Below are 26227 nucleotides of genomic sequence, written 5' to 3'. Positions count from 1 at the left end.
GGGGCGCGGCCCGGCTACTTCAGGGCGTTGGCGATCTCGGGGACGACCTGGTCCAGGGCGTGGGAGACGGAGAGTACGGAGTCGGTCGCGAAGGCGGTGCTGAGGGTCGACTCGGGTTCGAAGACGATGGCGTGGCCGGCCTTGACGGCGGGAATCTCCCGGTAGAGGGCGTCGTCCTTGACCTTGGCGGAGGGCACGCCGATCGGCCCCATGATCACGAGGTCGGCGTCGAGCAGGTCCAGGTCCTCGCGGGAGACCTCGGTGAAGAAGGAGCCCCCGGCCTTGGCGTCGACCTTCGGGTTGTTCTTGAAACCGAGCCGCTCGAGGAAGTCGACACGGCCGCTGCCATGGACGTAGGCGCCGTAGCCGACGCTCGTGAGGGAGCCGGCGGTGACGGTCTTGCCCTGGAACTCGGGGTGTTGTGCCACGGCGGCCTTGAACTTCCCCTCGACGCCGGCGATGAGTTCCGCGCCCTTGGCGTGGAGGCCGAGGGCGTCGGCGACCATCGTGGTCTGCGACTCCCAGTTCGTCAGGTACTGGTCGCCGCCCTTCGGGACCCCGATGGTCGGGGCGATCTTGCTGAGGGTGTCGTAGCGCTTCTGGTCGCCACTGGACTTGGTGTCGAGGATCAGATCGGGCTTGAGGGCCGCGATCTTCTCGTACTCGGGCTCCAGGGTGCCGATCTTTTCGGGGCTCTTGGTGGAGAGGCCCTTGGCCCAGGGGCCGACCCCGTCGCCGCCGAAGGCGAGCCAGTCACTGGCGCCCACCGGCTGTACGCCCAGGGCCAGCGCGGTCTCGGCGTCGCCCCAGCCCAGCGCGACCACCCGCTGCGGCTTCTCGTTCACGGTGATGTCACCGAACTTGGTGGCCACCTTGACGGGGAAGCCGGCCTCGGATCCCGAGGCGGCGCCCTTGTCGTCCTTGGCGCCGGAGGAGCAGGCGCCGAGGGAGGCGGCCAGGGCCATCGCGGTGGCGAAGGCGACCACGGTCTTCCGGCGGGGACCGCGTGCACGGCGGGCGGGCGCCTGGGGGTCGCGCGCGTCCCGCCGGGCCGTCAGGGAGCGGGTGGGGGCGGGTTCGACGGGTGCGCGCACAGGTCCGCGGAACGGGTCTTCGGCAGGCCCGCGGCGTCAGCGGCGGAGCCCGGGAAGGACCCCGCGAAGGCGTCCGCGGCGGAGCCCGCGAAGGCGCCCGTGACCGACCCCGCGAAGGCGCCCGCGCAGCGTCCCGCGAGGGCTGCCAGGCTGGCAGGATCCCATCGTTCGGCGTCCCGCCCGCCGCTGTTCCCCAGGCGCCGCGCGGCCGAGGATTGAGCCATGACGAAGAAGATCGAGATCACCGAAGACAGTGCCCTGCTGGTCATCGACGTGCAGAAGGGCTTCGACGACGAGACCTACTGGGGCCCGCGCGACAACCCGGACGCGGAAGCCAACATCGCGGCTCTGATGGACGCTTGGCAGGAGACCGGCCGCCCGGTCGTGCTCGTCCGGCACGTCTCCCCCGCCGGCACGGTCTTCGGGCCGGACCAGCCCGGCCACGCCTTCAAGGACATCGTCGCCGAGCGGTCGGCGGGAGCGGCCCTGACCATCACCAAGTCCGTCAACTCCGCCTTCTACGGCACCCCGGACCTCAGGGAGTGGCTCACCGCCCACGACGTCGGACAGCTCGTGATCGCCGGGATCCAGACCAACATGTGCGTCGAGACCACCGCCCGGATGGCCGGGAACCTGGGCTACGACGTCCTCGTGCCGCTCGATGCCACGCACACCTTCGACCTCGCCGCCGGACCCGGCCCGGACGCGCCGCGGATGACGGCCGAACAGCTCGTCCTCGCCACCGCCGTCAACCTCCAGGGCGGGGACTTCGCCCGGATCGTCAGCACCGCCGGGCTGCTCGACGCGGTCCGCCCCCGGGTCACCGCGTAGCACCGGGGCCCGGCCCCGCACGGAGTCCGGCCGCTCGTACCCGCGGACGACGGGGCCCACCAGGGGCGGCGGGTTTCGGTCTGCGGGGACTCGGGGGCGGGGCGGCGGTCCTGCCATCGGCCCGTGCTAGCCACTACCCCCCTTGGGGTGGTCTTCGCGTGAGGTCGGCGGGCCCGTTGGACGCGCCTCAAAAGAAACCATGTGGGCGGTTTCGTGTGGTGGATTGTCTGGTTCCGGCCACCGTGGGCCATGCCGTTGTGAGTTGAGGGGATCCATGATGAAACGGGGCGGTGAGCGGGTTCAGAATTGATACGTGGGGTGGCAGACTCGCTCGACAACTGCCGGAAGCCACTTGGTAACTTACGGACCTTCAGGTTTGGTTTGCCAGGCCGGTGGATCATGGGTGCGCATCCGCCGGTGGAACCCCCTTGGAGATCGGAGACGCTGTGGTGCGGCAGGAACGTGCGGTCCGTACGCGGCGGGCAATCTTGGAAGCCGCGGCGGTGGTCTTCGCCGAGCGCGGCTACGAGGCCGCCACCATCGCGGAGATACTCGCGCACGCGGGGGTGACCAAGGGCGCTCTGTACTTCCACTTCACCTCGAAGCTGGAGCTGGCCCAAGGCGTGCTCGACATGCAGTACGACACGTTCCTCGTGCCACCCCGCGAGAGCAAACTTCAGGAAGTCGTCGACGTCGCGATGGTGTCGGCGTACCGGATAAGACACGAACCGATGATCAGCGCCGGTGCCAGACTCTCCCTCGGACCCGAGACGTTCGAGATCCGCGGCGGCGCGGTCCCGGGGTGGATCGAGGTCCTGCGCAGACTGCTGATCGCGGCGAAGAACCAGGGCGAACTGCTGCCGCACGTGGATCCCGCCGAGACGGCCTGGATCCTGTCCGCGTGTTGGACCGGGGTACAGCTCTACTCGCAGACCTTCAGCGACCGCGGCGACATCGAGCGCCGGGTGGCCGCGCTCTACCAGCACGCCCTGCCGGGGATCGCGACTCCGGCGATGCTCAGCCGGCTCGACATGGCCGAGGACCGCGGCCGGCGGGTGCTCGAGGAGGTGGCCGCCGGGGCGCGGGCCGCCGCGGGGGCGGGATATGACGACCACACGATTTGGGGGGCGAGGGCATGAGCGGTTCCGGGGAGTGGGCCAAGCCCTTCCGGCTCGACGTGGCGCAGCACGAGCTGGACGATCTGGCCCGGGCGGGCGGGTGGCGCCAAGGAGGGTGCGCCCCTACAGGGGGCCGCCGTCGGCCAGGGTGACGCTGGGGCGCAGCGCGCCGTCGGGGGTCGGCCCGGGTGGCTCGGAGGGGGTGACATGGCCGGAGACGATGAGAGCGCCGTAGCGGCGGGCTTCCTCGCGGCCCCGGATCTGGTACTGACCTGCACGCACGTGGTGTCGGACGCGGCGGGGCGCCCCCGGGAGGAGGACCTCACCGGGGCCGCGGTCACGGTGGACCTTCCGCTCGACGAGGGCCGCACCGACGGCGAAGGGCCGTGGCAGTGGCCGGCCGTGGTCGAGAACTGGGTGCCCATCCGCTCGGGCCGGGCGGGTGACATCGCCGTCCTGCGGCTGACCGAGCCGGTCAGCGACGTACGGCTGCTGCCCATGGCCGATCCCGAAAGCGTCCTGGAACACGGGGCGCTCGCGGTGGGGTTCACGGACGGCGAGCCCGGTGAGACCTGGTTCCGGGGCCGGTTCGCCGGAGGCACCAGCGAGGGCTGGCTCCAGCTGTCCCGGGCCGACGGGGTGTCGCCGCACATCAGGCGGGGGTTCAGCGGCAGCCCGGTGTGGGACACGGAGGAAGGCGCCGTGGTCGGCCTCATGGTCGCGGCCCAGCCCGAGCGGGACACCCAGCAGGGCTACGTACTGCGGACCCGGGCCATCCTGCGCGAGATCCCCGAGCTGGCCCGGGTCGTACTGCCGCCCTCACCCTTCCGCGGGCTGAAGCCGTTCCTGGAGACGGACGGCGACGTCTACTTCGGGCGGGACGAGGACGCCGACCACGTGGTCACGGCCCTGAAGGGCGACCGCGGGGTCGTCACCCTGTACGGGCCCTCGGGCTGCGGCAAGTCCTCCCTCGCGCTGGCGGGCGTACTGCCCCGCATGCGCCAGGAGGGGTACGAGGTGCTCACGCTGAACGCCGGCCGGCTCTCGTCCCCCCTCTCCGCCCTCGCCACCGAACTGTCCGCCGCGTCCTCCTCCGGGCATGACCCCGACACGGTGGAGCGCTGGCTCGCGGGCATCGGTCTCGTCGACACCTTCCACCGGGTCCGGAGCCAGGGCGGGGGTATTGATCCGAAACGCTTTGAGTTCAGGCTCGTTGACGGTGTGTGAGTGATCTGGTGGGGGATGCGCGGGCCTGGTCGCCGGATGCGCAGGAGGCCGCGCGGTTGCTGGCGGTGTCCGCGCTGGTGGAGGGCCGGGACCGGGTAGAGGTTGCCGCCCTGTTCAAGGTGTCGGTGAAGGCCGTGGACAACTGGTGGGCGAAGTGGCAGGCCGGCGGCCGGGACGCACTGCTGTCCCGCCCACGAGGCCGTCGCGTGGGTGAGTACCAGGTCCTGTCGGAGGCCGAGCAGGCCGCTGTTCGGCAGGCTGTCCTCGATCACATCCCCTCCGACCTGGGGCTTTCGGGTCAGCTGTGGACGCGGGGGCAGATAGGCGAGCTGATCTTCAAGCTGTACGGGGTCCGCTTCACCGAGCCCGGGGTGGGCAAGTACCTCAAGCGTTGGGGGCTGACCTTCCAGCGTCCGGACAAGCGGGCGGTCGAGCAGGACGCGGAAGCGGTCCGGGTCTGGCACGAGGAGACCTGGCCGGCGATCCGGGCCAGGGCGAAGGCGGAGAACGGCGAAGTCCTCTTCGCCGACCAGGTCGGGATCCGCTCGGACCAGGTCACCGGCCGAACCTGGGGCGCCAAGGGCGCGACTCCCATCGTCCGCCGGACCGGGAACCGCTTCTCCGTGAACGCGATGTCCGCGATCAGCACCCGCGGCCGGATGCACTTCATGGTCTTCACCGAGTCGTTCGACGCGACCGTGATGTGCCGCTTCCTCGCCCGGCTCGTCGGGCACTTCGACCGGAAGATCCACCTGATCGTCGACCGCCACTCGGCCCACCGCTCGAAGACTGTCCGGGCCTGGCTCGCCGGCCACCAGGACCAGATCGAGCTGCACTTCCTGCCCTCGTACTCACCCGAGCTGAACCCCGACGAGCTGGTCAACGCCGACCTCAAACGCAGCCTGCCCCACACCCACCGGGCCAGGAACCAGGCCGAACTCGCCGCCGAAACCCGCAGATTCTTCCACAGACGCCAGCGTCAACCACACATCGTCCGCGGCTACTTCGGCGGCCCGCACGTCCGCTACGTCCTGAACGAGAACCCTTTGAGTTTCTGATCAATACCTATTGATCAGAAACTCAAAGGGTTCTCGTCCAGGACGTAGCGGACGTGTGGGCCGCCGAAGTAGCCGCGGACGATGTGTGGTTGACGTTGGCGTCTGTGGAAGAACCTGCGGGTTTCGGCGGCGAGTTCGGCCTGGTTCCTGGACCGGTGGGTGTGGGGCAGGCTGCGTTTGAGGTCGGCGTTGACGAGCTCGTCCGGGTTCAGCTCGGGTGAGTACGAGGGCAGGAAGTGCAGCTCGATCTCGTCCTTGTGGCCGGCGAGCCAGGCCCGGACGGTCTTCGAGCGGTGGACCGAGTGCCGGTCGACGATCAGATGGACCTTCCGGTCGAAGTGCCCGACGATCCGGGCGAGGAAGCGGCACATGACCTTCGCGTCGAACGACTCGGTGAAGACCATGAAGTGCATCCGGCCGCGGGTGCTGATCGCGGACATCGCGTTCACGGAGAACCGGTTCCCGGTGCGGCGGACGATGGGAGTCGCGCCCTTGGCACCCCAGGTGCGGCCAGTGACCTGGTCCGAGCGGACCCCGACCTGGTCACCGAAGAGAACTTCGCCGTTCTCCGCCTTCGCCCTGGCCCGGATCGCCGGCCAGGTCTCCTCGTGCCAGACGCGGACCGCTTCCGCGTCCTGCTCGACCGCCCGCTTGTCCGGACGCTGGAAGCTCAGCCCCCAACGCTTGAGGTACTTGCCCACCCCGGGCTCGGTGAAGCGGACCCGGTACAGCTTGAAGATCAGCTCGCCTATCTGCCCCCGAGTCCACAGCTGACCCGAAAGTCCCAGGTCGGAGGGGATGTGATCGAGGACGGCCTGCCGGACCGCGGCCTGCTCGGCCTCCCCGAGCACCTGGTGCACCCCGACCGGCTTGCCGCGCGGCCGCATGACGAGCGCTTCCCGGCCGCCGGCCTGCCACTTCGTCCACCAGATGTCGACTGCTTTCAGCGACACGCCGAACACCGCCGCCACGTCCTCACGGCCCCTCCCTGCCACCAACGCGGCCACCGCCCGCAGCCGCAGGGCCTCCTGCGCCGACGGCGACAGATGCCGTGCGTCCCCCACCAGATCGCTCACACCCAGCTCAACGACCCAGAACCCGAACCGTTTCTGATCAATAGGGTCTGAGGGGGTCACCGCGTACTCCTCGTCAGAGGGTGGAAGGGAAGGACGCACGGTCCGCGCGGGTCCGCTGCCGGGCCGGCTCCCGGACCCCCCGCGGCCCCGCTCACACCGAGGCGAGCTCGCCCTGGACCCGGCGGAGCTTCTTCATCGGGCCGAGCTCGGAGGCGTAGACGCGCTTGACGCCGTCGCCCAGCGCGGTCTCGATGGTGCGGATGTCGCGGACCAGCCGGGTCAGGCCGCCGGGCTCGACGGAGGCCGCCTGGTCGGAGCCCCACATCGCGCGGTCGAGGGTGATGTGGCGCTCGACGAAGGCGGCTCCGAGCGCGACCGCCGCCAGGGTGGTCTGCAGGCCCGTCTCGTGGCCGGAGTAGCCGATGGGGACGTTGGGGTACTCCTCCTGGAGGGTGTTGATGACCCGCAGGTTGAGCTCCTCCGCCTTGGCCGGGTACGTCGAAGTGGCGTGGCAGAGCAGGATGTTGTCGCTGCCGAGCACCTCCACCGCGTGCCGGATCTGCTTCGGGGTGGACATGCCGGTGGAGAGGACGACGGTGCGGCCGGTGGCGCGCAGGGCGCGCAGCAGCTCGTCGTCGGTCAGCGAGGCGGAGGCGACCTTGTGGGCGGGGACGTCGAACTTCTCCAGGAAGGCGACGGCCTCGGTGTCCCACGGGGAGGCGAACCAGTCGATGCCGCGCTTGGCGCAGTGCTCGTCGATGGCGCGGTACTCGGCCTCGCCGAACTCCACGCGGTGGCGGTAGTCGATGTAGGTCATGCGGCCCCAGGGGGTGTCGCGCTCGATGTCCCACTGATCGCGGGGGGTGCAGATCTCGGGGGTGCGCTTCTGGAACTTCACGGCGTCGCAGCCCGCGTCGGCGGCGGCGTCGATGAGGGCGAAGGCGTTGACGGAGGCGGTAAGGTGAACGACATCCCGGGGAAGGACCCCGAGGAACCGGCGCCACCATGAGCCGTCGAGCCGCAGGGGGAAGCAGAAGAAGCATCCGAACAAGGCGGGCCGCTCCGCGACCAGCATGGCGAATCCGGGCCGCCGGACGTCGCCCGTGAGCCGGTGCAGGAAGGCATCCCTGCTGCGGTGGGCCGTACCGGCCACCGGGCGCGAGGACAGTACGTACAGGGCGTCCATGAGGCGCAGGCCTTCGAAGGCGTCGCGGGCGTAGCGGACTTCGCCTTCGTAGATTTCGTGGAGGTCTTGTTCGACGTAGGCGCGGGTCAGGGCGGCGCCGCCGAGGATGACGGGGTAGTCGGCCGCCAGCTTGCGCTGGTTGAGCTCTTCGAGGTTCTCCTTCATGATCACCGTCGACTTGACCAGCAGCCCCGACATGCCGATGACATCGGCCCTGTGCTCCTGCGCGGCCTCCAGGATCGCGGAGACCGGCTGCTTGATGCCGATGTTGACGACGTTGTAGCCGTTGTTGGTGAGGATGATGTCGACCAGGTTCTTGCCGATGTCATGGACGTCCCCGCGGACCGTGGCCAGCACGATCGTGCCCTTGCCGTCGGCGTCGCTCTTCTCCATGTGCGGCTCCAGATGAGCCACCGCCGTCTTCATCACCTCAGCCGACTGCAGCACGAACGGCAACTGCATCTGCCCGGAACCGAACAGCTCACCAACGACCTTCATGCCCTCCAGGAGGGTGTCGTTGACGATCTCCAGCGCCGGACGCGTCTCCAACGCCTCGTCGAGGTCGGCTTCCAGGCCGTTCTTCTCGCCGTCGATGATCCGGCGCTGCAACCGCTCGTCCAGCGGCAGCGCGAGGAGCTCCTCGGCCCGGCCGGCCTTCATCGACTTGGTGTTCACACCCTCGAAGAGGGCCATCAGCTTCTGCAGCGGGTCGTAGCCCTCAGCGCGCCGGTCGTAGATCAGGTCGAGGGCCGTGCCGACCTGCTCGTCGTCGAAGCGGGCGATCGGCAGGATCTTGCTCGCGTGCACGATCGCGGAGTCCAGGCCGGCCTTGACGCACTCGTCGAGGAAGACGGAGTTCAGCAGTACGCGGGCGGCCGGGTTGAGGCCGAAGGAGATGTTCGACAGACCCAGCGTCGTCTGAACGTCGGGGTGGCGGCGCTTGAGCTCGCGGATCGACTCGATCGTCGCGATGCCGTCCTTCCGCGATTCCTCCTGACCCGTGCAGATCGTGAACGTCAGGGTGTCGATGAGGATGTCCGACTCGTGGATTCCCCAGTTGCCCGTCAGGTCCTCGATGAGGCGCTCGGCGATGGCGACCTTGTGCTCGACGGTGCGGGCCTGGCCCTCCTCGTCGATGGTCAGCGCGATCAGCGCGGCCGTTTATGGTGGGCTCACTGGTCCGGGGGGCCGCCCCAGGAGGGTGCAGTGCACCGTTCCCGTTCCCGTTCCCGTTCCCGTACGCGGATGGCCGGCGGCCTCGCGGCCGCCGCCCTGGCGGCCGTCTCGCTCGCGGCGGCGCCCGCGCCCCCGCCCGCCACCGGAGGCATCCGCTGGGGCAGCTGCCCCGAGAAGCCCGTGCCCGCCGACATGCGCTGCGGCACGCTCGCCGTGCCCCTCGACTACGGCCACCCCGACCAGGGCAATGCCCAGCGCACCGTCGCCCTCGCCCTCGCCCGGCTCCCCGCCACCGGTCCCGCCTCGCGGCGCATCGGCTCACTGGTGTTGAACTTCGGCGGGCCCGGCGCACCCGGGATATCCGGGCTCGCCGCCGACCCCGGCCTCTTCGCGGAGCTCAACAAGCGCTACGACCTCGTCGCCTTCGACCCCCGGGGCGTCGGCCACAGCGCCCCCGTCAGCTGCGGCGACGGCCAGGGCGGCGCCCAGGGCCAGGGCCACGGCCAGGGCCACGGCCAGGGCCACGGCCAGGGCCACGGCCGGAGCCAGGGCGACAGCCCGGCGCCCGCCACCGACGGCGCAACCTCCGACGGTGCGGCCACCGAGCTCGCCGCCCTCCGCGCCATGGCCCAGAGCTGCGCACGCGCCTCCGGGCCCGTGCTCCCGTACATCGGCACCGTCAGCGTGGCCCGCGACATGGACGAGATACGCCGGGCGCTCGGCGAGGAGAAGCTCGACTACCTCGGCTTCTCCTACGGGACCCGCCTCGGCGCCGTCTACGCCGCCCAGTTCCCGAAGACCACCGGCCGCATGGTCCTCGACGGGGTCGACACCCTCTCCGAACCGCTCACCGAGCAGGCCCTGGTCTCCGCGGCCGGCCAGCAGCGGGCCCTGGACAACTTCCTCACCTGGTGCGCCCACCGCCCGGGCTGCGTGTTCGGCACGAACACCCGCACCGCCAAGCAGAAGGTCCAGGGCCTGGTCACACGCCTGGACCAGCGGCCGCTGACCGGCGGCGACGGGCAGGCCTTCACCGGGCAGGACGTGGTGGAGGCCATCGGGACCGCCCTGTACTCGCCGAGGATGTGGCCCGCGCTCGCGGACGCGCTGGCCCTCGTCGAGCGCAGCGGCGACCCGGTGGGCCTGATGCAGCTCGGCGTGGGCTCGGAGTTGGGTATAAAGGACAGCCCCGGGCAGGTCGAAGAGCTCGACGCCGTTCTCGTCCTGGAAGACGGCCAGCCGGGGCCGCAGCCGCTCGAAGGCCTCGCGCAGCCGCGTGAGGCCGGCCCAGGTCTGCATGTCCTTGACGGAGGCGGGCCCGAAGGCCCCGAGGTAGCGCAGGACGGCCTCGTCGACGGAGGCCGCCGCGCCCTCGTCCCGGCCGTCTCCGTCGCCCACCCACTTCCGCAGGGTGGTGAGCCGTACCTGCCCGCTCCTGCCCCACACCCCGCGCGGGGTCACCTGGACGAGCGGCAGGCGGCAGCGGGCGGCGACGGACAGCGACTGCGGATCGGCGTCCGGCCACCGCGTGAGCAGCTCCTCGCGGATCTCCGCCATGGTGCGCGGCTCGGCCTCGACGAACGCCCGCGCGTGCTCGGCCAGGGCGTCCAGGTCCACTCCGGTGAGGCCCTTGCGGAAGTAGGTGACCTCGCGGTCGCGGGCGGGCTGGACGAGCGGCCGCAGGGTGAGCGCGTCGTGGGCCGTGTGGGTGTGGATGGTGGACCTCATGGTGACGATCCGGACGGCCTCGCGGGACTCCATGAGCCCGGCGAGCTCGGCGGGGCGGAAGCCGGCGAGGCGGGCGTGGAGCTGGAAGTACGGGGGCTTCACGTTCTGGGCCTGCAGCCCGAGCAGGTGCTCGACGGCGTCGGCCGCGGACATCTCGGCGCGGTTCAGGAGCAGCTGGCGGGCGAGCGTGGCACGGTTGAGCGAACGGGTGTCGAGCACGGGGTGGGGCGTCCTGGAGGCCATGCCGCCAAACTAACCCTCGTTGCGGACAGTCCCTGTCCGCAACCCAAAACTCGATCGCACGATCCGACGAAGGGAAAGCCTTCCCAACGGCCCCGGCGGGCCCGGGAACCCCGACTCCCAGACGGCGAGAGACCCTGGGAACCATTCACCCGGATATCCTGCCCCTTGCCCGTAAACACCCGTTCGACCGGGAGCTGACCTGCGATGCCGGAGCGACCAGACCACCGCCCCTCACCGGCGCCCCCGCCCTCACCCGCGGGGCCGGCTGCACCCGCGGGGTCGGCCGCGCCCACGGGGTCGGCCGCGCCCACGGGGTCGGCCGCGCCCACGGGGTCGGCTGCGCCCACGCGGTCGCCCGCGAAGCGGGGCGGCTGGCCTCCACCATCACCCGGTCCCGGTCCGAGCCGTTGACCAGGTGGAAGCGGCGGTGCGCGGAGAAGTCCAGCGGGACGACCCGGTCTCCGTGCACGCTGATCAGGCAGCGGTCCCCGGCGCTCGCCCGCACCAGCGGGTACAGCTCGTCGGGCCGTCCCGGCTCGACCTCCCCGTCGAGCAACAGCTCCCGGTGCAGGCGCCACTGCCGCAGCCAGAAGCCCACCGCCTCCCGGTGCGCCGCCGGTACCCGGTCCAGTCGTACGGAGATCTGCGGCACCGCGTGCAGGGCCCCGATCAGCTGCCGGGCCACCGCGGCCACGGGCGCGTCGGGCGACCACAGGAGCATGTCGGAGTGGACGGCCCCGCCGACGGCGAGCAGGGCGGTGTCGAGGGTGCGGACCCGGTTGGCGGTCGCGTCGGCCGGGCAGTCGAAGGAGCGCAGCATGTTGCCGAAGGGGGCCATGCCCGGTCCCGTGTAGGGCTGGCGCAGTTCGAGGAGCAGCCCGGGGCGGACGGCTTCCAGGGCCTGCCGGAGGTCCGTCAGCAGGGCCACCATGGCCCGTCCGACATCGCCCGCGCCGTCGTCCGCGTACACCATGGCCTGGTCGAGGAAGTCGAGCTTGAGTCCGTCGAGTCCGTACTCCCGGACCAGCCGGACGCAGAGCCGGACCACGTGGGCGCGCACCTCGGGGCGGCGCGGGTCGAGCACGTGCGCGCCGGGCACGGTGGCGGGGGCGGGCGCGCAGTGCGCCCACCGGCCGTGGCCGGCGGCTCCGGGGCCGAGCAGCAGGGGCGCCACCCAGGCCAGGTAGCTCAGCCCGTGGGCGCGGACGCGGGCCACGTGCCCGGCGAAGTCGGGGAACTTGGCCCGGTCGGGGCGCCAGTCGCCGCAGCCGGCGTAGCCGCGGCCGTGGCCCAGCTCCTGCCAGCCGTCGTCCAGGATGAGTGCGCCGCAGCCGAGGCCGGCGGCCAGTTCGGCCTGGGTTTCGACGGCGGCCGCGCTGACGTCCTGGTTGAAGGCGTACCAGGTGGAGTAGACGGGGGTGCGGGCCGCTTCGGGCACCGGCATGGGGGCGAGCTCGGCGCGGAACCGGGCGCGCAGGATCCGCGCGGCCACCGCCACGGACGGCGAGCGGGGGACGAGCAGGAGCCGGTGCACCACCCCGGCACCCGGGACGAGGGCAGGCGGGGGTCCGCCCCCGCTCCCGCGCCGAGCCCCTCGCCGCCCGCCGCCGAGATGACCCTCGTCGCGGTCACCCGCAGCGGCGGCCTCGCGGGGAAGAACAGCACGCTGATCATCAAGAGCGACGGATCGTTCCTGCGGCTCGATGCGAAGGCCGCGGTGATCGGCAGGGACAAGCTCTCGGCGGCCGCCCTCGCGAAGCTGAGGACCGCCCTCCGGGAGGCGGACTTCGCCCACCTGCCCCGGATCTCCGTCCCCGACCAGCCCGTCGCCGACGGGTTCACCTATGCCTTCAGGCACGACGGTCACGAGGTCGCGGCCGCCGACACCAAGATCCCGAAGGGCCTTGAGAAGGTGCTGGGCGCGCTCCCGTCCTTCAGCCCGAACTAGGACGAGGACGAGGACGAGGCCCCTTCCGCGCGCCCCAGACCCGCGCCCCCGCCCAGGCCCAGGCCCGCACCCGTGCCCAGACCCGCACCCGCAGCCAGGCCCGCGCCCGCCACCGTGATGTCCCGCAGCCGCCGGTCCAGGTACCCGGCCAACAGGCCCGGCATGTCCACGCCCTCCGGGTCCAGGACCCACTGGATCTGCAGCCCGTCCATCACCGCGAGGATCTCGCGGCCGACAGCCTCGCAGTCCGTCCCCGGCCGGACCTCGCCGCGCGCCGCCCCCGCCTCCAGCAGGCCGACGGTGTGACCCAGCACCCGGGCGTAGCGCTGCCGGAAGTGGTCGTGCGCGGGGTGGTCGGGGTTTCCGGACTCCCCGACCAGCGTGTTGTACATCCGTACGATGCCGGGCCGGCGGGCGTTGTCCGCCGCGAGGGCGACGACCGCGGCGAAGTGCTCGGCGACCGGGGGGAACCCCTCGCCCGGCGGGCTGAAGAGCCGGTCGACGTCGTGCTCCTCGCTCCGCGCCAGGACCGACAGCAGCAGGTCCTCCTTGCCCCGGAAGTGGTGCAGCAGGCCGCCCTGGGTGATCCCGCAGTCCTGTGCGATCCGGGCCAGCGAGGAGGCGTTGAAGCCCCATTGCGCGAAGTGCTCGACGGCGGTGTCGAGGATCATCCGGCGGCGGGCGTCGCCCACCGCGTAACCGCCCCGGGCGGCCCGGCCGCCCCGGCCCGCCGCGGTCTTACCGGGCGTGCGGCCCTGTTCCTGTGCCATGCCGACCACCCTAGAGGGTGCGGCAGAAGGGGGCGTGGGGCCTCGGGGCGGGGACGGCCGGGGCTGGGCGGGCCCGGCCGGGCCGCGGCCGCCGCCCACCTGCCGGCCGACCTCGCCCGCGAGGAGGACCGTTGACCACCGAGCCCAGAACAGACGGCGAGCTGACGGCCGGCGAGCTGACGGCCGGCGCCCGTGAGCCCGGCGGCGCCCCGGACCTCCTCAGGGTGAGCGGCCTGCGCAAGATCTACCGGACCGGCGGGACGGAGGTCGTCGCCGTCGACGACCTGTCCTTCTCCGTACGGCCGGGCGGCGCGCTCGGCATCGTGGGGGAGTCCGGTTCCGGGAAGACCACCACGGCCCGGATGCTGGTCGGCCTCGAACGCCCCGACGCGGGGGAGATCCTCGTCCAGGGGCAGCCGCTCGCCGCCTCCGTACGGGGGCGGGCCGCCCGGCTGGCCCGCGCCAAGGCCGTCCAGATCGTCTTCCAGGACCCCTACCTCTCCCTGGACTCCCGGATCGGCATCGGGGCGACGGTCGACGGGGTGCTCCAGCTGCACGGGATGTCCGACCGGACGGCACGCGCCGCCCGGGTCAAGGAACTGCTGGCCCAGGTCGGGCTCGGCGACCGCGAGGCGGCCGCGCTGCCCCGCAGGCTCTCGGGCGGACAGCGCCAGCGCGCCGCGATCGCCCGGGCGCTCGCCGTCGAACCCGCCGTCCTGGTGCTGGACGAGGCGGTGTCCGCCCTGGACGTGTCGGTGCAGGCGCAGGTGCTCAACCTGCTCTCCGACATCCGCCGCGACACCGGCATCGGCTTGGTCTTCGTCAGCCACGACCTGGCGGTCGTCCGCTACGTGTGCGACGAGGCGCTCGTCATGTACCGCGGCCGGACGATGGAACACCGGCCCGTCTCGGAGCTGCTCACCGACCCCCACCACCCGTACACACGGCTGCTGCTGGCCTCCGTGCCCAGGCCGGGCTGGGACCCCGACTCGATCAGCCGCCGGCGCCGCGAGCTGGATCCGCTGTCGGGCGCGTGACGTGGGGGCGGGCTCGTACGAGCCCGCCCCCGCCCCGTCTCAGAACCAGTTGATGGTGAGGGGGAAGGCGGTGGCGGCGGTGGTTCCGGTGCTGTCGGTGGCGGTGGCGGTGGCGGTGATCTGGACGGTGCCGCTGCTCCAGGGTTTGCCGGTGATGCGGCCGGTGTTGGCGTCGAGGGTCAGGCCCCAGGGGAGTCCGGTGGCGGCGTAGCGGACGGGGGGCTTCCCCCGCAGAACGGGGGCAGGACATGGAATTCCTGGTGATCCTGGGGCTCATCCTCATCGTGCTGATCGTGGCCGCGTCCCCCCGACGCGGCCACGATCAGCACGATGAGGATGAACCCCAGGATCACCAGGAATTCCATGTCCTGCCCCCGTTCTGCGGTCCGGTCCCATCCGGTCCGTGCCAGGGGAATCCCCCGCGCGGCCCCCGGACCAACCCGACTTGAGGAACTCCAGAGCTTGGGGCGGCCGTTCAGCGGCGGCGTGCGCAGGTCCAGGCCCCCATGCCCTGCATCTTGGCGAGCCTCCTCGCCGTCGCGATCTGCTCCGCCTTCGTGGCGAGGTCGGCCCGCGGTGCGTACCTGCGGCCCCCTGCCGCGTTCCAGCTCGACTGGGTGAACTGCAGTCCGCCGTAATGGCCGTTGCCGGTGTTCGCCCGCCAGTTCCCGCTGGACTCGCAACGGGCGATGGCATCCCAGTCGGGGTTCGGTTTGGAGTGCACCGCGGCGGCGTGGGCCCCGGAAACGTCCAGCAATGCCACGGTCAACAAGACTACAGAGGCCAGCAGTTGGGCAATCGCGCGCCGGCTTGGCCGGTCCTTGCGGTAGTGCGACATCAGTCCTCCTTCGCTGTTGGGGCGGACCTGCCGCGAACAGCGGGCGGGCCCGCGTACGGCCGTTCAAAGGCCGTGGCCACAGCACAGCACGGACCGGCATGCTTCCAGCGGCACTTGGCACCCGCGAAGGCCCCACTCCACCCGAACGGACGCTCCAGAGCCCTCAGAAGGCCGTCGCGGCACGGCCCGCACGGCGCTCCCGACCGCGCCGACGCCCCTCCGGCCACCTCCTCCGGCCGCCTCCTCCCGACGCTCGCGCGGCGCCGGCGACGTAACATGTGCACATGAGCGCAAGCACGCACATCGCAGATGCGCAGAACCCGCAGGAGCAGGCCGAGCGCCTGGCGGCCGCCGTATCCGTCCTGGCGCTGCTCGCCGACGCCACCCGCCTCGCCCTGCTCGACGAGCTCGGCCGGGGCGAGGCCGATGTCACCACCCTCACGGAGGCCTGCGGAGCCGCGCGGCCGTCCGTCAGCCAGCACCTCGCCAAACTCCGGCTGGCCGGCCTGGTCACCACCCGCAAGGACGGGCGCCGAGTCGTCTACGCCCTGCGCCACGGACACCTGCGGCGGCTCGTCGACGAGGCCCTGAACGTCGCCGACCACCAGCTGGGCTCGCTCCCGCCCCACGACACCCCGGACCCCGCGCCCCAAACGCCGGCGTGGCCGGATCCGGCTCAGGCCGCCTGCGGCTCGGGCTTGCGCCAGGGGCGGCACAGCGCGGCGAAGCAGCCGACCGCCAGCAGCGAGCACGTCAGCTGGACCAGCGCCATCGGCACCGCCGTGTCCTCGCCGGCGATCCCGACCAGCGGCGAGGCGACGGCCCCGACCAGGAACGAGGAGGTGCCGAGCAGCGCGGAGGCCGAGCCGGCCGCGTGCGGGGCGCGCATCAGGGCCTGCGCGTTGGTGTTGGGCAGCACCAGGCCCATCGCCGACATCAGGACGAAGAGCCCCGCGCAGACCGGGAAGAGCCCGACCTCGCCGAACGCCCCGGTCGACATGAGGAGCAGGGCCACCGAGGCGGCCGTGATGACCGCCAGTCCGACCGCCAGGACCTTGTCCATGCTGACCCGGCCGACCAGCAGCTTGCCGTTGACCTGGCCGACCGCGATCAGGCCGACGGAGTTGACGCCGAACAGCAGGCTGAAGGTCTGCGGCGAAGCACCGTAGATCTCCTGCACCACGAACGGCGAGGCGGCTATGTAGGAGAAGAGGACCGCGAAGGAGAAGCCGCCGGCCAGGGTGTAGCCGGCGAAGACGCGGTCGGCGAAGAGCCCGCGCATGGTCGACAGCGCGGCGCCGACCCCGCCGGTCTGGCGGCGTTCGGGCGGCAGCGTCTCGTCCAGCTTGTGCCAGACCGTGAAGGTCAGGACGGCGCCGATGACGGTCAGGACGACGAAGACGCCGCGCCAGTCGGCGAAGCGCAGGATCTGGCCGCCGATGAGCGGGGCGATGATCGGGGCCACGCCGGATATGAGCATCAGGGTGGAGAAGAACCGGGCCATCTCGACCCCGTCGTACAAGTCGCGTACGACGGCCCGCGCGATGACGATCGCGGCCGCGCCGGCCAGGCCCTGGAGCAGGCGGAAGCCGATCAGCAGCTCGGCGGTCGGGGCGAAGGCGCAGGTGGCGGTGGCCAGGACGTAGACGACCATGCCGATCAGCAGCGGGGTGCGCCGGCCCCACTTGTCGCTCATGGGGCCGATGACCAGTTGGCCGAGCGCCATGCCGGCGAGGCAGGCGGTGAGGGTGAGCTGGACGGTGGCGGCCGGGCTGTTCAGGGCGGTGGTCACCGCCGGTAGGGCCGGCAGGTACATGTCCATGGACAGCGGGGGCAGCGCGGTGAGCCCACCGAGGATGAAGGTGACGAGCAGCCCCTGCCGGCCGACCCCCGCGGGGTGGGCGCGGGCTGCGGGCGCACCGCTTCGGGGGCGTCCCGGACTCCGTCCGGGTCCCGGCCCGTTCGGGCGGCCGCGGGCAACGGCACCCCCGCACCCGGGACCGCGCGCGGCGGCACTATTGTCGTCCTCCGGCGAGTCCCAGGGGGAGGACCACACCGTCATGGAACAACTGCACCCACGGGACCCGGACCACATCGGTCCCTACCGGCTGCTCGCGCGCCTCGGCACCGGCGGCATGGGCCAGGTCTTCCTCGGCCGCTCGGACCAGCCGGGCAGGGAGTCGGACACCGGCCTCGGCGCGCGCACGGGCACCGACACTGGCACCGGTCCCGGCCCCGGCGCGGATGCCGGAGCCGCCGGGCACACCGCCGCCGTGAAGCTGATCCACCCCCACCTCGCCGCGCACCCCGGCTTCCGCGCCCGTTTCCGCCGCGAGGCCGCCGCCGCCCGCGTCGTCGGCGGAGCCTGGACCGCGCCGGTCCTCGACGCCGACCCCGACGCGGAGGTCCCCTGGCTGGCCACCGCCTACATCGCCGGGCCGAGCCTGCGCCAGGCCGTCGGCCGCGACTTCGGGCCGCTGCCGGTCGCGTCCCTGCGGGTCCTGGCCCAGGGACTCGCGTACGCCCTGCAGGACATCCACCGCGCCGGCCTCGTCCACCGGGACCTGAAGCCCGGCAACATCCTGCTCACGGTCGACGGGCCCCGCGTCATCGACTTCGGCATCGCCAGGACCCTGGAGGCCACCGGCGATCCCGTCCTGACCCAGACCGGCGAACTCCTCGGCTCCCCCGGCTTCCTCGCCCCCGAGCAGGTGTACGGCACGCCCGTGACCCCCGCCTGCGACGTCTTCGGCCTCGGCGCCGTGCTCGCCTACGCCGCCACCGGACGGCTGCCGTTCGGGGACCCGGAGCAGTCCGGAGGCATCGCGGCGCTCCTGATGCGCGTCACCGAAGCGGAACCGGACCTGAGCGGCGTACCGGCCGAACTGCGCGACCTCGTACACGACTGCCTGCGCAAGGATCCGGCCGCGCGGCCGACCCCCGCCGAGGTGCTCGCGCGGGCCGCCGAGGACGCCGGGAGCACCGAGGCCGCCGGGGACTCGGGGAACGCTCCGGCCCTGTGGCTTCCGGGTGCGCTGATCGCGCAGCTCGGGCAGCACGCCGTGGCCCTGCTCGAGCGCGAGGCGTCCGGCCCGGACCGGCCCGCTCCCCCGGCCCCGGCTCCGGGCCGCGCCGAGATCTAGAGAGAGGAGAGCGTCGGCAGCGGCGGATGGGTATAAGAGACAGGGGTGTGGGCCAGGGTGACGCCAGCGGCAGCGGCTGTCAGGGTGTTGGCGTTTTCTGCCACTTGCGTATTGGCGTCGGCGAGTTGCCGACGGGCCTGCTGCAGCCGGGTTTCACGTCCGGCCAGCGGGGTGGTGAAACCGCCCGTGACGGTCAGGGCCAGCGCCTGGTCGTGGACATCGGCGCCGTCGGCCGTGGGGCCGAAGCGCTCGTTGAGGGCCGTCAGGAAGCGTGCCAGGTTCAGATTGCTGCGAACTCCTTCGGGCAGCGGTTCCCGCTGGAGGTCGCAGATGACGATCTGGGTTCCGGGCAGGGCGGTGTGAAGGAGACCTCGGGCCCGGTGCTCGTGGCGGGGCTGGACCACAACGGCATCGCTCCAGGGAGCAAGGCGCGGCTCCCACAGCGGACGGGCGGTCGCCTCCAGATCGATCTGGTCGAGCAGGCCGAAGGCGGGGATGCCGCGGTCGCTCAGCAGGTCGATGGCGCGGCCGGCGGTCCCGCTGCGGCCTTGCTCGACGTCGTTCAAGTGCTTCTCGGCGCGGGTGACGGCGGCCTCGGCAGCATCGCGAGCCTGCTCCGCCTTGAGGTGGTCGCGCCTGCCCAGCTCTAGTCGGTTGGCGGTGGTAGCCGTGTCGCTTCCGTCCCAGCCCTGAATATGGGGCAGAAGGGTGGAGCGCTCCTCGATCAGCACCGCGTGCCAGGTCGTGAACTCGGTGAGTTTCTGTGCGAGTTCGCTGCTGAGTTGCTGAGCGTTTGACCAGTTCTGTGCGGCCTGGCGCTCCAAGTCGGCGAGGTCGGTAGCCGATCTGAGCGTGCTCTCGCGGTCGTCGGCTTCCTGTGCGGAGGCCTCGGCGGCCGCGACGGCCTCCTGTGCGGCTCGGACCTTCACGGCGATGCTCTCGTCGAGAGCGCAGGCCTCACGGTAGGAGGCCGCGAGGTAGCACTGCCACGCCGCTCGGCCAGCTTCGAGGCTGTCTCGGGCGGCCTGTCGGGCTCGCACAGCGTCCATCACCTGCTCTTCGGCGCGCCGTTGCTTCTCGTGCTCCGTTTGAGCCTTCTCGAGGTCGATCTGGCTCTCCAGCGCGAGGCCGCGCAGTCTGTATTCCTCGTCCAGCAGATGGCTCATGCCTGACAGGGCGATCAGGGACCGGCCGATGTCCTTGGGTTCCATCTCTGTCAGCTGCTGGCTGAGCAGCGAGGGGGGGGTCTGATGCAGCGTTGGGTGACAGGTTCAGTCACGCGGCCTGAAGAGCCGACGTGGTCATGACGGTCTCGTATTCGACGGGGGTCAGCCGGCCGAGGGCGGCTTGTCTGCGGCGTCGGTGGTAGGTCCGTTCGATCCAGGTCACGATCGCGATCCGCAGTTCCTCGCGGGTGGACCAGGTGCGTCGGTCGAGGACGTTCTTCTGCAGCAGGCTGAAGAAGGACTCCATGGCCGCGTTGTCGCCGGCCGCCCCGACTCTTCCTATCGAGCCGACCATCTGGTGGCGGCCGAGGGCCCGGACGAGTTTCCGGGAGCGAAATTGCGATCCTCTGTCGCTGTGCAGGATGCATCCGGCGACGCTCTGTCGCCGGGCGACGGCGTTGTCCAGGGCGGTCACTGCCAAGCGGGACTTCATCCGGGCGTCGATGGAGTAGCCCACGATGCGGTTGCTGAAGGCGTCCTTGACCGCGCAGAGATACAGCTTGCCCTCGCCGGTGGCGTGTTCGGTGATGTCGGTGAGCCACAGGCGGTTCGGGCCGGTCGCGGTGAAGACGCGGTTCACCAGGTCGTCGTGGACCGGCGGGCCCGCCTTCTTGGCCCGGCCGCGTTTCTTGCCGAACACGCTCCACCACTGGTTGTCCCGGCAGATCCGCCAGGCGGTGCGGTCAGCCATGCCTGCACCCGCGTCGCGGGCCTCGTCGGCCAGGAAGCGGTAGCCGAACTCCGGGTCGTCGCGGTGCGCGGCGAACAGCGCCTGCGCGCGATGGGCCTCCTCGACCTCGGCTGCGGTCACCGGCTCGTCGAGCCAGCGGTAGTAGGGCTGTCTGGCGAGCTTCAGCACCCGGCACGCGACCGTGACGGGCACCCCGTCGCCGGCCAGCTCCTTCACGAGCGGGTAGATCCTTTTCCCGGCAGGTTCGCCTGCGACAGATAGGCCGCCGCCCGCCGCAGGACCTCGTTCTCCTGCTCCAGCAGCTTGATCCGCCGACGCGCTTCCCTCAGTTCCGCGCTCTCCTGGCTGGTCGTCCCGGGCTTCACGCCGTCGTCGATGTCCGCGCGGCGCATCCACTTCCACAACGTCATCGCGTGGACGCCGAAGTCGGCGGCCACCTGCTCGACCGTGACGCCCGGACCGCGGTTCCTCGCGACCCGCACGACGTCCTCGCGGAACTCCTGGGGATAAGGCTTGGGCACAGCGACATCCTTCCCACCTGCCATGCAAGGCAAGCCAGTTCAGATGTCACCCGATCGTGCGGCAGACCCGCGGCGAGGGCGGCGGGGAGGCCGGCGGGGACGGGCTTCGCTTGTTTGCGGGTCATCCGCCGGACGTCGGGGACCACGAGGACCGCGGCGGTGACCGTGACGACCAGGGCCGCGCAGCCCCAGAGGGCCGAGGTGCGGCCGATGGCGGACTCCACCGGGCCCGCGAGGGCCGTGGCCAGCGGGAGCATGGAGACCGAGCCGAACCAGTCGTAGGCGGAGACCCGGGAGAACTTGTCCTCCGGGATCTCCTGGTGCATCGTCGTCATCCAGTTCACGCCGAAGACCTCGATGGCCGCGCCGCTCACGAACATCACCGCGCACAGGCCCCACACCGGCAGCGGCACGGCCAGCCCGGCCGCGGGCAGCGCCAGCGGGAACACGCACAGGGTGCCCACCAGGAGCAGGCGGCGCGGCTTCCAGGCCATCATCAGGACGGCCCCGCCGATGGTGCCGATGCCGAAGAAGGCCAGGGCCAGGCCCCAGGGAAGCGGCCCGCCCAGGTGGTCGCGGGCGACCATGGGTCCGTAGACCGCGTCCGCGGCGCCGACGACCGCGACGACGACGGAGAACTGGAGCACGATGCTCCACAGCCAGGGGCGGCTCCTGAACTCCACCCAGCCCTCGCGCAGGTCCGCCAGCAGGCCGCCGCCGGGGGCCCGGTCGGCGATGTCGCCGACGTCGAGGAAGGCCCGCAGGGCTCCGGCGACGGCGAAGGCGGCGGCGTCCACGGCGAGGACCCAGCCGGTGCCGATCGTGGCGGCCATGGCTCCGCCGAGGGCCGCGCCGCCGATGCCGGCGCCGTTCATGGCCATCCGGAACAGGGCGAAGGCGCGGTTGGCGTGCTCGCCGGAGACGCTGGACAGGAGCATGCCCTCGGCGGCCGGGTTGAAGAAGGCCGTACCGGTGCCGCACAGCGCGGTGAGCAGCATCATCTGCCACAGCTGTGGGTCGCCGGTCAGGACGAGGACGGCGAAGGCTGCCTGCGAGAGGCAGTTCAGGGCGTTGGCCGCGACCATGACGCGGTGGCGCGGCACCCGGTCGGCGATGGCCCCGCCGATGAGGAGGAAGAGGACGAGCGGCAGCGTGCGGGCGGCGGCCACCAGGCCGACGTCGCCGGTCGAGCCGCCGGACTCCATCACCGCGAAGGTGGCCGCGATGAGCGCTCCGTGGCTCCCGAGGTTCGTCACGACCGCCGCACCCGTCAGCAGGGTGTAGTTGCGGCCGGCCCAGGCCGGTCGGCGCCGGATCCCCGCCGGAGGCTGTCTCTTATACCCATCCGACCCCCGCGCCAGCCAAAGTGTCCCCGTACCTTCATAGGCCGCCGCAAACCGTACGCGACCCGCCCCGGCCCGCGCGCGGAGCGAGGGCGACTCCCCCGCGGTCTCCTCATCCCGATCCTGCAACTACAGAGCGGCCGGAGACCAGTCGGCCCGCTCAACAGGGAGCACCAGCGCCACAGCCGCGTACATGCCCGGCCCCGTCACCCGCAGCCCCCACCGCTCCAGGAACAACGCCACCCGCGCGGGCAGCGCCTCGACGAACTCCCGCCCCGCGACGCCGTGGTCACGCAACTGCGCCCGTACGAACGCCTCGGGCAGAGCGGGAATCCCGGGAATCTCGACCATGGCCCAACCCTAGGCCGACACCCCCCGACGGACTCGCGACTCAGACCGGGCTCAGACCGGGCTCAGGCCGGCGCCCCGATCCCCACGCGCTTCAACGCCTCCTTGAACGCGGCCGCATCGAACATCGACCCGTCCCTCGACCCGACCGGCTTCCCGTCCACCAACACCAACGGCGTCGCCTGCGCGCCCGTCGCCTCGAAGCCCCGCTCCGCCTCGGCGACCCACCCGCCGTACCGCTTCCCCGCCACCGCCGCGTCGAAGTCCTCCCCGCGCAGCCCCGGCACCACATCCGCGATCTTCAGCAGCAGCTCGTCCGTGTACTTCCCCCTCGGCTGACTCGCGAAGACCGCCGCGAGGTACTCCGCGAACTTCCCCGCCTCCGCCGACGCCCGCAACGCGTTCACCGCCTTGACCGAACCGCTCGCCCCGCCCTGGTCCAGGAACGACGCCAGCCCGTACTCGATCTTCACCCGGCCATCCACCGCGAGCTCCAGCAAAGCCTCGCCACCGGTCTCCTCGAACTGCGCGCAATGCCCGCACTTCGGATCCACCAGCACCTGCGCGGTACGCGGCGCGTCCGCCCTGCCGACCACGACCTTCGGCCCGTCCACCATCGCCGGCAGCTCCGCGAGCCGGTCCGCGATCGGGCTGGTCCGCACCACCACCTCCGAGGTCGCCGAAGGCCTCCCCCCACCCGCACCGAACCCCGAGCCGGACCCGGAACCAGACCCGGAGCCGGACCCGGACCCGGAACCAGACCCGGAGCCGGACCCCGACCCGGACCCCGTACCCGACCCGCACCCGGCGACCGCCCCGACCAGCAACGCGGCGGCGGCGACCCCCGCGACCAGGTTCCCCGACCTGCGCATCCGCACGCCTCCGCGCACCATAAAACCAAACCTCTCACCCGAAAAGCACCCAAACTCCCCGCACCACCCTAAGGCCCCTACGCAGGTCTGGAGGAGTACGACCTTTCGACCCTGCGGCCCCGCCCGGGACTGCCCATCTCCCCTCTGGCTCCCCCGCCTGCGGACAGGACCCCAGACACGGCCGGGCCTGGGGCCAGGAAGCGAGAGGGCACGCAGGCTCCGCACCCGCTCACGGCCCTCTTCGTCCCCTCCGGCTGCGAGGCCGGCGGCCCGCCCCACGCCGACGTCGGCCTGACGCCGGCCGAGGAGTACGAGGCCGTCGAGGCCGAGCTCCTCGACGACCTCGGCGCTGGTACGGACAGCGGCAGCGACGAGGACGTCATCGACGCGTGGGAGGCGTAGGCAGCCCGGAGCATCGGCCATGAACCGCACAGGCCGCGGCCGCTCGCCACCGTCGCCCGCCCCTCAAACGCGACGGGCCGCCCCGTGGCCCGCCAAGCGGGCACGCTCTCCACGCCCGAACCGGCCTCCTCACAGGAGGGACGCAGTACCCGCCGACGAACAGGGATCACGATGAAGGCCTCCGTGGAATTGCGCGACAAGCGCGAGGCGCGCCTGCGCCAGCAGCTCAAGGACACTCCGATGCGGCCTCTGCCGCTGTTCCAGGTCACCGGCTGGAACCATTTCGTCGACGAGGAAGTGGCACCGCCCGCGCGGACGGACGGCGGCCCGGGCCCGGAGAGGCGCACGGACGAGCGGGCCATCGCCTACCACCGGCACCTGCGGATGGTGCCCACCGACGCCATGTCCCACCTGCAGGAGACGGTCGTTCAGGCCGTCCATCTCAACAGCGGGCGCCGGGCGGGCCTGATGGACCATGTCATCGACGGGCCGGCCGGTACCGGAAAGACCTGCCTGCTGCGGGCGGTGGGGCGCGCAGCCCAGCAGGAGATCGAAGCCGGCACGGGTGGCCGGCAGCAGAACACGATCCCGGTGGTCCATATCACCACCCCCGTGGACCCGGAACCGAAGGTGAACTGGGTCTGGGAGATCGCCTCCTACCTGGGCTTGAATCCTGAGCCGAAAAGCCTGGCTGAAGTCCTAGAGATGCGCCGGCACCCCGACCTGACCCTGCCGGTCAACTATGTCCTGGAGAGCGCCCAGACCCGCCTGCTGCTCATCGACGACATCGACCGCGCCACCGTGCAGCAGCTGGCGACCGTGCTGCCCCACTTCGACTACCTGCGCAACAAGCTGGGCATCTCGCTCCTCTTCTGCGGCACCGGCGCCAGTCACCTCCTGCACCAGGCCCGCGCTCTGGCCGGGGACTGGACCCGGGTCGGCCAGGAGGACCGGGCACGGCTCGAACAGCAGGGTCAGATGTGTATAAGGAGCAGATCGTGGATCCGGCGGGGCGGGGGCCGAGGGTGTGGTTCCAGCAGGTTCCGGAGGCGAAGAGCGGGAAGAACCGGGTGCACCTCGACCTGAAGGTCGGAGGCGGGCGCGGTGTCGCGGTCGAGGTGCGGACCCGGAGGGTCGACGAGAAGGTCGCGGCGCTCACCGGGGCGGGCGCGACGGTGCTGCGCGTCATGGACGAGCCCGAGGGCTTCTACGCCGTCGTGCTGCAGGATCCCGAGGGCAACGAGTTCTGCGTCGTGTGAGTCAGGCGCTCTGGAGCGTCAGGGTGATGGAGCCGTCGGGGGAGGCGGTGACGTCGACGGCCGTCAGGTCCAGGACGTGGGCGGTGGGGGCGTGGGCGGCGGCGCGGGGGCCGACGCCAATGACGCGCATGCCCGCGGCCCGGCCCGCGGCGATGCCGGCGGCCGAGTCCTCGAAGACGATGCAGTCGGCCGGGTCCACGCCGAGCGCGGCCGCGCCCATCAGGAAGCCCTCGGGGTGGGGCTTGCTGGCCTTGACGGACTCGGCGGTCACCTGGACCTCCGGCATCGGCAGGGCCGCGGCGGTCATCCGGGCCGTGGCCAGCGCCTTGTCCGCGGAGGTGACCAGGGCGTGCGGGAGGTTGCTGATGGAGGCCATGAACTCCGGGGCGCCGCCGACCGGGACCACACCGTCGGTGTCGGCGGTCTCGCGGGCCAGCATCACCGCGTTCTCGGCGTGGTTCTCCTCGACCGGGCGGTCCGGCAGGAGGATCGCCATCGTGGCGTAGCCCTGGCGGCCGTGGACCACCTTGAGGGCCTCCTGCGGGTCCAGGCCGTGGGAGACGGCCCAGTCGCGCCAGCAGCGTTCGACCACCGCGTCGGAGTTGACGATGGTGCCGTCCATGTCCAGGAGCAGGGCCTTGGCGGTCAGGACGGCGGGGGTGGTGGTGCTGGCCGGCATCGGCGGGGCTCCAGACGGGGCGGGAAAAGAGAACAAGTGGTTCCGTCCACCGGTCAGGGAATGAGGACGGAACCACTTTGTTCCTGAAGGATACAAAGCCGTGAGGGGTCCGCGCCACCACCGGGGGTGTGTTCTATCCCTCCAATGCGCGCCGGGTCGCCGGACCGTAGACGCCCCAGTCGTCGCCCTCGATGTCGTTCTGCCACTGGAACGTCGACACCGCGTTCTCCGTGCGCGTGCCGTACTTGCCGTCGAACTTGCCCGAGTACACGCCCCGCGCGGCCAGCAGGCGCTGGAGCTTCTCCACCTCGGCGCCCGAGTCCCCGTACCGCAGCGTGGGGGCGAGGGGTGCCGGGGAAGAATAAAAGGAAAAGAAAGGAGGGAAGAGGAGGGGTAGAAATATGTTTTTTTTA

23 protein-coding genes and 6 pseudogenes are annotated in these 26227 nt (G+C 71.7%); 11 read left to right on the top strand and 18 right to left on the bottom strand.

The window, feature by feature from the left end; all coding sequences use genetic code 11:
• Window positions 1–14 precede the first annotated feature (14 nt).
• Together DRB89_RS42365 and DRB89_RS42360 are read right to left on the bottom strand one after the other, a co-directional pair.
• Window positions 15–965, bottom strand: a complete 951-nt coding sequence (locus DRB89_RS42365) for an iron-siderophore ABC transporter substrate-binding protein (RefSeq protein ID WP_112454495.1) — start codon at window positions 963–965, stop codon at window positions 15–17.
• Between the two features lie 89 nt (window positions 966–1054).
• On the bottom strand, window positions 1055–1318 hold the full coding sequence (locus tag DRB89_RS42360; protein WP_162688968.1) for a hypothetical protein: 264 nt from the start codon (window positions 1316–1318) through the stop codon (window positions 1055–1057).
• Between DRB89_RS42360 and DRB89_RS42355 the strand changes: the two genes are divergently transcribed.
• The 4 genes from DRB89_RS42355 to DRB89_RS42340 all read left to right on the top strand — a co-directional run bounded on the left by DRB89_RS42355 (window position 1317) and on the right by DRB89_RS42340 (window position 5328).
• Window positions 1317–1925 carry a cysteine hydrolase family protein gene (locus tag DRB89_RS42355; RefSeq protein ID WP_112453074.1) on the top strand — a complete coding sequence of 203 codons (609 nt, stop codon included), beginning with the start codon at window positions 1317–1319 and terminating at the stop codon, window positions 1923–1925. The two genes, DRB89_RS42360 and DRB89_RS42355, sit on opposite strands and share 2 nt — an antisense overlap.
• 392 nt (window positions 1926–2317) lie before the next feature.
• A complete protein-coding gene (locus tag DRB89_RS42350) occupies window positions 2318–3064 on the top strand; it encodes a ScbR family autoregulator-binding transcription factor (RefSeq protein ID WP_343234842.1) in 747 nt (248 codons plus the stop codon).
• A 186-nt stretch (window positions 3065–3250) separates the two neighbouring features.
• Window positions 3251–4270: a serine protease gene (locus tag DRB89_RS42345; RefSeq protein WP_112463821.1), complete on the top strand. Its 1020-nt coding sequence runs from the start codon at window positions 3251–3253 to the stop codon at window positions 4268–4270.
• Window positions 4267–5328, top strand: coding sequence for an IS630 family transposase (locus DRB89_RS42340; protein ID WP_204357965.1), 1062 nt, complete (start codon window positions 4267–4269; stop codon window positions 5326–5328). The genes DRB89_RS42345 and DRB89_RS42340 overlap by 4 nt, the downstream gene beginning before the upstream one ends.
• 14 nt (window positions 5329–5342) lie before the next feature.
• Here the strand turns inward: DRB89_RS42340 and DRB89_RS42335 are convergent, their stop codons facing one another.
• From DRB89_RS42335 to DRB89_RS42330, 3 genes and pseudogenes are all read right to left on the bottom strand, one after another.
• Window positions 5343–6404 (bottom strand): IS630 family transposase, encoded by a 1062-nt coding sequence (locus DRB89_RS42335; protein WP_204357964.1) that lies wholly within the window; start codon window positions 6402–6404, stop codon window positions 5343–5345.
• Between the two features lie 151 nt (window positions 6405–6555).
• Window positions 6556–7326, bottom strand: a pseudogene (locus DRB89_RS44040) (N-acetylneuraminate synthase family protein); the annotation flags it as partial.
• A 252-nt stretch (window positions 7327–7578) separates the two neighbouring features.
• Window positions 7579–8748: pseudogene (locus DRB89_RS42330) on the bottom strand (B12-binding domain-containing protein); the annotation flags it as partial.
• 87 nt (window positions 8749–8835) lie between these two features.
• Between DRB89_RS42330 and DRB89_RS42325 the strand changes: the two are divergent.
• Window positions 8836–9747: pseudogene (locus DRB89_RS42325) on the top strand (alpha/beta fold hydrolase); the annotation flags it as partial.
• Between the two features lie 210 nt (window positions 9748–9957).
• Here the strand turns inward: DRB89_RS42325 and DRB89_RS42320 are convergent.
• Together DRB89_RS42320 and DRB89_RS42310 are read right to left on the bottom strand one after the other, a co-directional pair.
• Window positions 9958–10737: pseudogene (locus tag DRB89_RS42320) on the bottom strand (winged helix DNA-binding domain-containing protein); the annotation flags it as partial.
• A 145-nt stretch (window positions 10738–10882) separates the two neighbouring features.
• Window positions 10883–12274, bottom strand: a complete 1392-nt coding sequence (locus tag DRB89_RS42310; protein ID WP_239516707.1) for a glycoside hydrolase family 36 protein — start codon at window positions 12272–12274, stop codon at window positions 10883–10885.
• On the opposite strand from DRB89_RS42310, the gene DRB89_RS42305 reads away from it, so the two are divergent.
• Window positions 12266–12685 (top strand): hypothetical protein, encoded by a 420-nt coding sequence (locus tag DRB89_RS42305; protein WP_112463820.1) that lies wholly within the window; start codon window positions 12266–12268, stop codon window positions 12683–12685. The genes DRB89_RS42310 and DRB89_RS42305 overlap by 9 nt on opposite strands.
• On the opposite strand, the gene DRB89_RS42300 is transcribed toward DRB89_RS42305, so the two are convergent.
• Window positions 12682–13455, bottom strand: coding sequence for a TetR/AcrR family transcriptional regulator (locus DRB89_RS42300; protein WP_112463977.1), 774 nt, complete (start codon window positions 13453–13455; stop codon window positions 12682–12684). The genes DRB89_RS42305 and DRB89_RS42300 overlap by 4 nt on opposite strands.
• A 224-nt stretch (window positions 13456–13679) precedes the next feature.
• On the opposite strand from DRB89_RS42300, the gene DRB89_RS42295 reads away from it, so the two are divergent.
• Complete coding sequence (locus DRB89_RS42295; protein WP_239516953.1) at window positions 13680–14492, top strand: ATP-binding cassette domain-containing protein; 813 nt, start codon at window positions 13680–13682, stop codon at window positions 14490–14492.
• Between the two features lie 39 nt (window positions 14493–14531).
• Here the strand turns inward: DRB89_RS42295 and DRB89_RS46225 are convergent, their stop codons facing one another.
• Complete coding sequence (locus tag DRB89_RS46225; RefSeq protein WP_275435606.1) at window positions 14532–14726, bottom strand: putative Ig domain-containing protein; 195 nt, start codon at window positions 14724–14726, stop codon at window positions 14532–14534.
• A gap of 241 nt (window positions 14727–14967) precedes the next feature.
• Window positions 14968–15330 (bottom strand): transglycosylase family protein, encoded by a 363-nt coding sequence (locus DRB89_RS42285; RefSeq protein ID WP_112452984.1) that lies wholly within the window; start codon window positions 15328–15330, stop codon window positions 14968–14970.
• Between the two features lie 284 nt (window positions 15331–15614).
• Here DRB89_RS42285 and DRB89_RS42280 point away from each other — a divergent pair.
• Window positions 15615–15962, top strand: a pseudogene (locus DRB89_RS42280) (metalloregulator ArsR/SmtB family transcription factor); the annotation flags it as partial.
• A gap of 44 nt (window positions 15963–16006) precedes the next feature.
• On the opposite strand, the gene DRB89_RS42275 reads toward DRB89_RS42280, so the two are convergent.
• Complete coding sequence (locus DRB89_RS42275; RefSeq protein WP_112463974.1) at window positions 16007–17203, bottom strand: Bcr/CflA family multidrug efflux MFS transporter; 1197 nt, start codon at window positions 17201–17203, stop codon at window positions 16007–16009.
• Window positions 17204–17390: 187 nt separating this feature from the next.
• On the opposite strand from DRB89_RS42275, the gene DRB89_RS42270 reads away from it, so the two are divergent.
• A complete protein-coding gene (locus tag DRB89_RS42270; RefSeq protein ID WP_112463819.1) occupies window positions 17391–18473 on the top strand; it encodes a serine/threonine-protein kinase in 1083 nt (360 codons plus the stop codon).
• Here the strand turns inward: DRB89_RS42270 and DRB89_RS42265 are convergent.
• The 5 genes from DRB89_RS42265 to DRB89_RS42245 all read right to left on the bottom strand — a co-directional run bounded on the left by DRB89_RS42265 (window position 18470) and on the right by DRB89_RS42245 (window position 23264).
• Window positions 18470–19684, bottom strand: a complete 1215-nt coding sequence (locus tag DRB89_RS42265) for a hypothetical protein (RefSeq protein ID WP_112463818.1) — start codon at window positions 19682–19684, stop codon at window positions 18470–18472. The two genes, DRB89_RS42270 and DRB89_RS42265, sit on opposite strands and share 4 nt — an antisense overlap.
• A gap of 64 nt (window positions 19685–19748) precedes the next feature.
• Window positions 19749–20911 (bottom strand): IS3 family transposase gene (locus DRB89_RS42260; RefSeq protein WP_112453061.1). Its coding sequence is split into 2 segments (ribosomal slippage): window positions 19749–20624 and window positions 20627–20911, totalling 1161 coding nucleotides; the frame shifts between segments, so codons are not numbered across the junction.
• A complete protein-coding gene (locus DRB89_RS42255; protein ID WP_239516951.1) occupies window positions 20797–22227 on the bottom strand; it encodes an MFS transporter in 1431 nt (476 codons plus the stop codon). The genes DRB89_RS42260 and DRB89_RS42255 overlap by 115 nt, the downstream gene beginning before the upstream one ends.
• Before the next feature lie 156 nt (window positions 22228–22383).
• Window positions 22384–22605 carry a hypothetical protein gene (locus tag DRB89_RS42250; RefSeq protein WP_112463817.1) on the bottom strand — a complete coding sequence of 74 codons (222 nt, stop codon included), beginning with the start codon at window positions 22603–22605 and terminating at the stop codon, window positions 22384–22386.
• Between the two features lie 62 nt (window positions 22606–22667).
• Window positions 22668–23264 carry a thioredoxin domain-containing protein gene (locus tag DRB89_RS42245; RefSeq protein ID WP_239516705.1) on the bottom strand — a complete coding sequence of 199 codons (597 nt, stop codon included), beginning with the start codon at window positions 23262–23264 and terminating at the stop codon, window positions 22668–22670.
• Window positions 23265–24047: 783 nt separating this feature from the next.
• On the opposite strand from DRB89_RS42245, the gene DRB89_RS45790 reads away from it, so the two are divergent.
• Both DRB89_RS45790 and DRB89_RS42235 read left to right on the top strand, forming a co-directional pair.
• Complete coding sequence (locus tag DRB89_RS45790; RefSeq protein WP_343234841.1) at window positions 24048–24962, top strand: ATP-binding protein; 915 nt, start codon at window positions 24048–24050, stop codon at window positions 24960–24962.
• A pseudogene (locus DRB89_RS42235) lies at window positions 24866–25135 on the top strand (VOC family protein); the annotation flags it as partial. The gene DRB89_RS45790 and the pseudogene DRB89_RS42235, both read left to right, overlap by 97 nt.
• A gap of 1 nt (window position 25136) precedes the next feature.
• Here DRB89_RS42235 and DRB89_RS42230 read toward each other — a convergent pair.
• Window positions 25137–25814, bottom strand: coding sequence for an HAD-IA family hydrolase (locus DRB89_RS42230; RefSeq protein ID WP_112453057.1), 678 nt, complete (start codon window positions 25812–25814; stop codon window positions 25137–25139).
• A gap of 133 nt (window positions 25815–25947) precedes the next feature.
• On the bottom strand, window positions 25948–26121 hold the full coding sequence (locus DRB89_RS43545) for a peptidoglycan-binding domain-containing protein (protein WP_162688967.1): 174 nt from the start codon (window positions 26119–26121) through the stop codon (window positions 25948–25950).
• Window positions 26122–26227 lie beyond the last annotated feature (106 nt).

The sequence above is a fragment of the Streptomyces sp. ICC4 genome, assembly GCF_003287915.1.
Lineage (GTDB): Bacteria > Actinomycetota > Actinomycetes > Streptomycetales > Streptomycetaceae > Streptomyces > Streptomyces tritrimontium.
The sequence above is the reverse complement of the archived record's forward strand: the minus strand, read 5'-3'. Positions and strand labels throughout refer to the sequence as shown.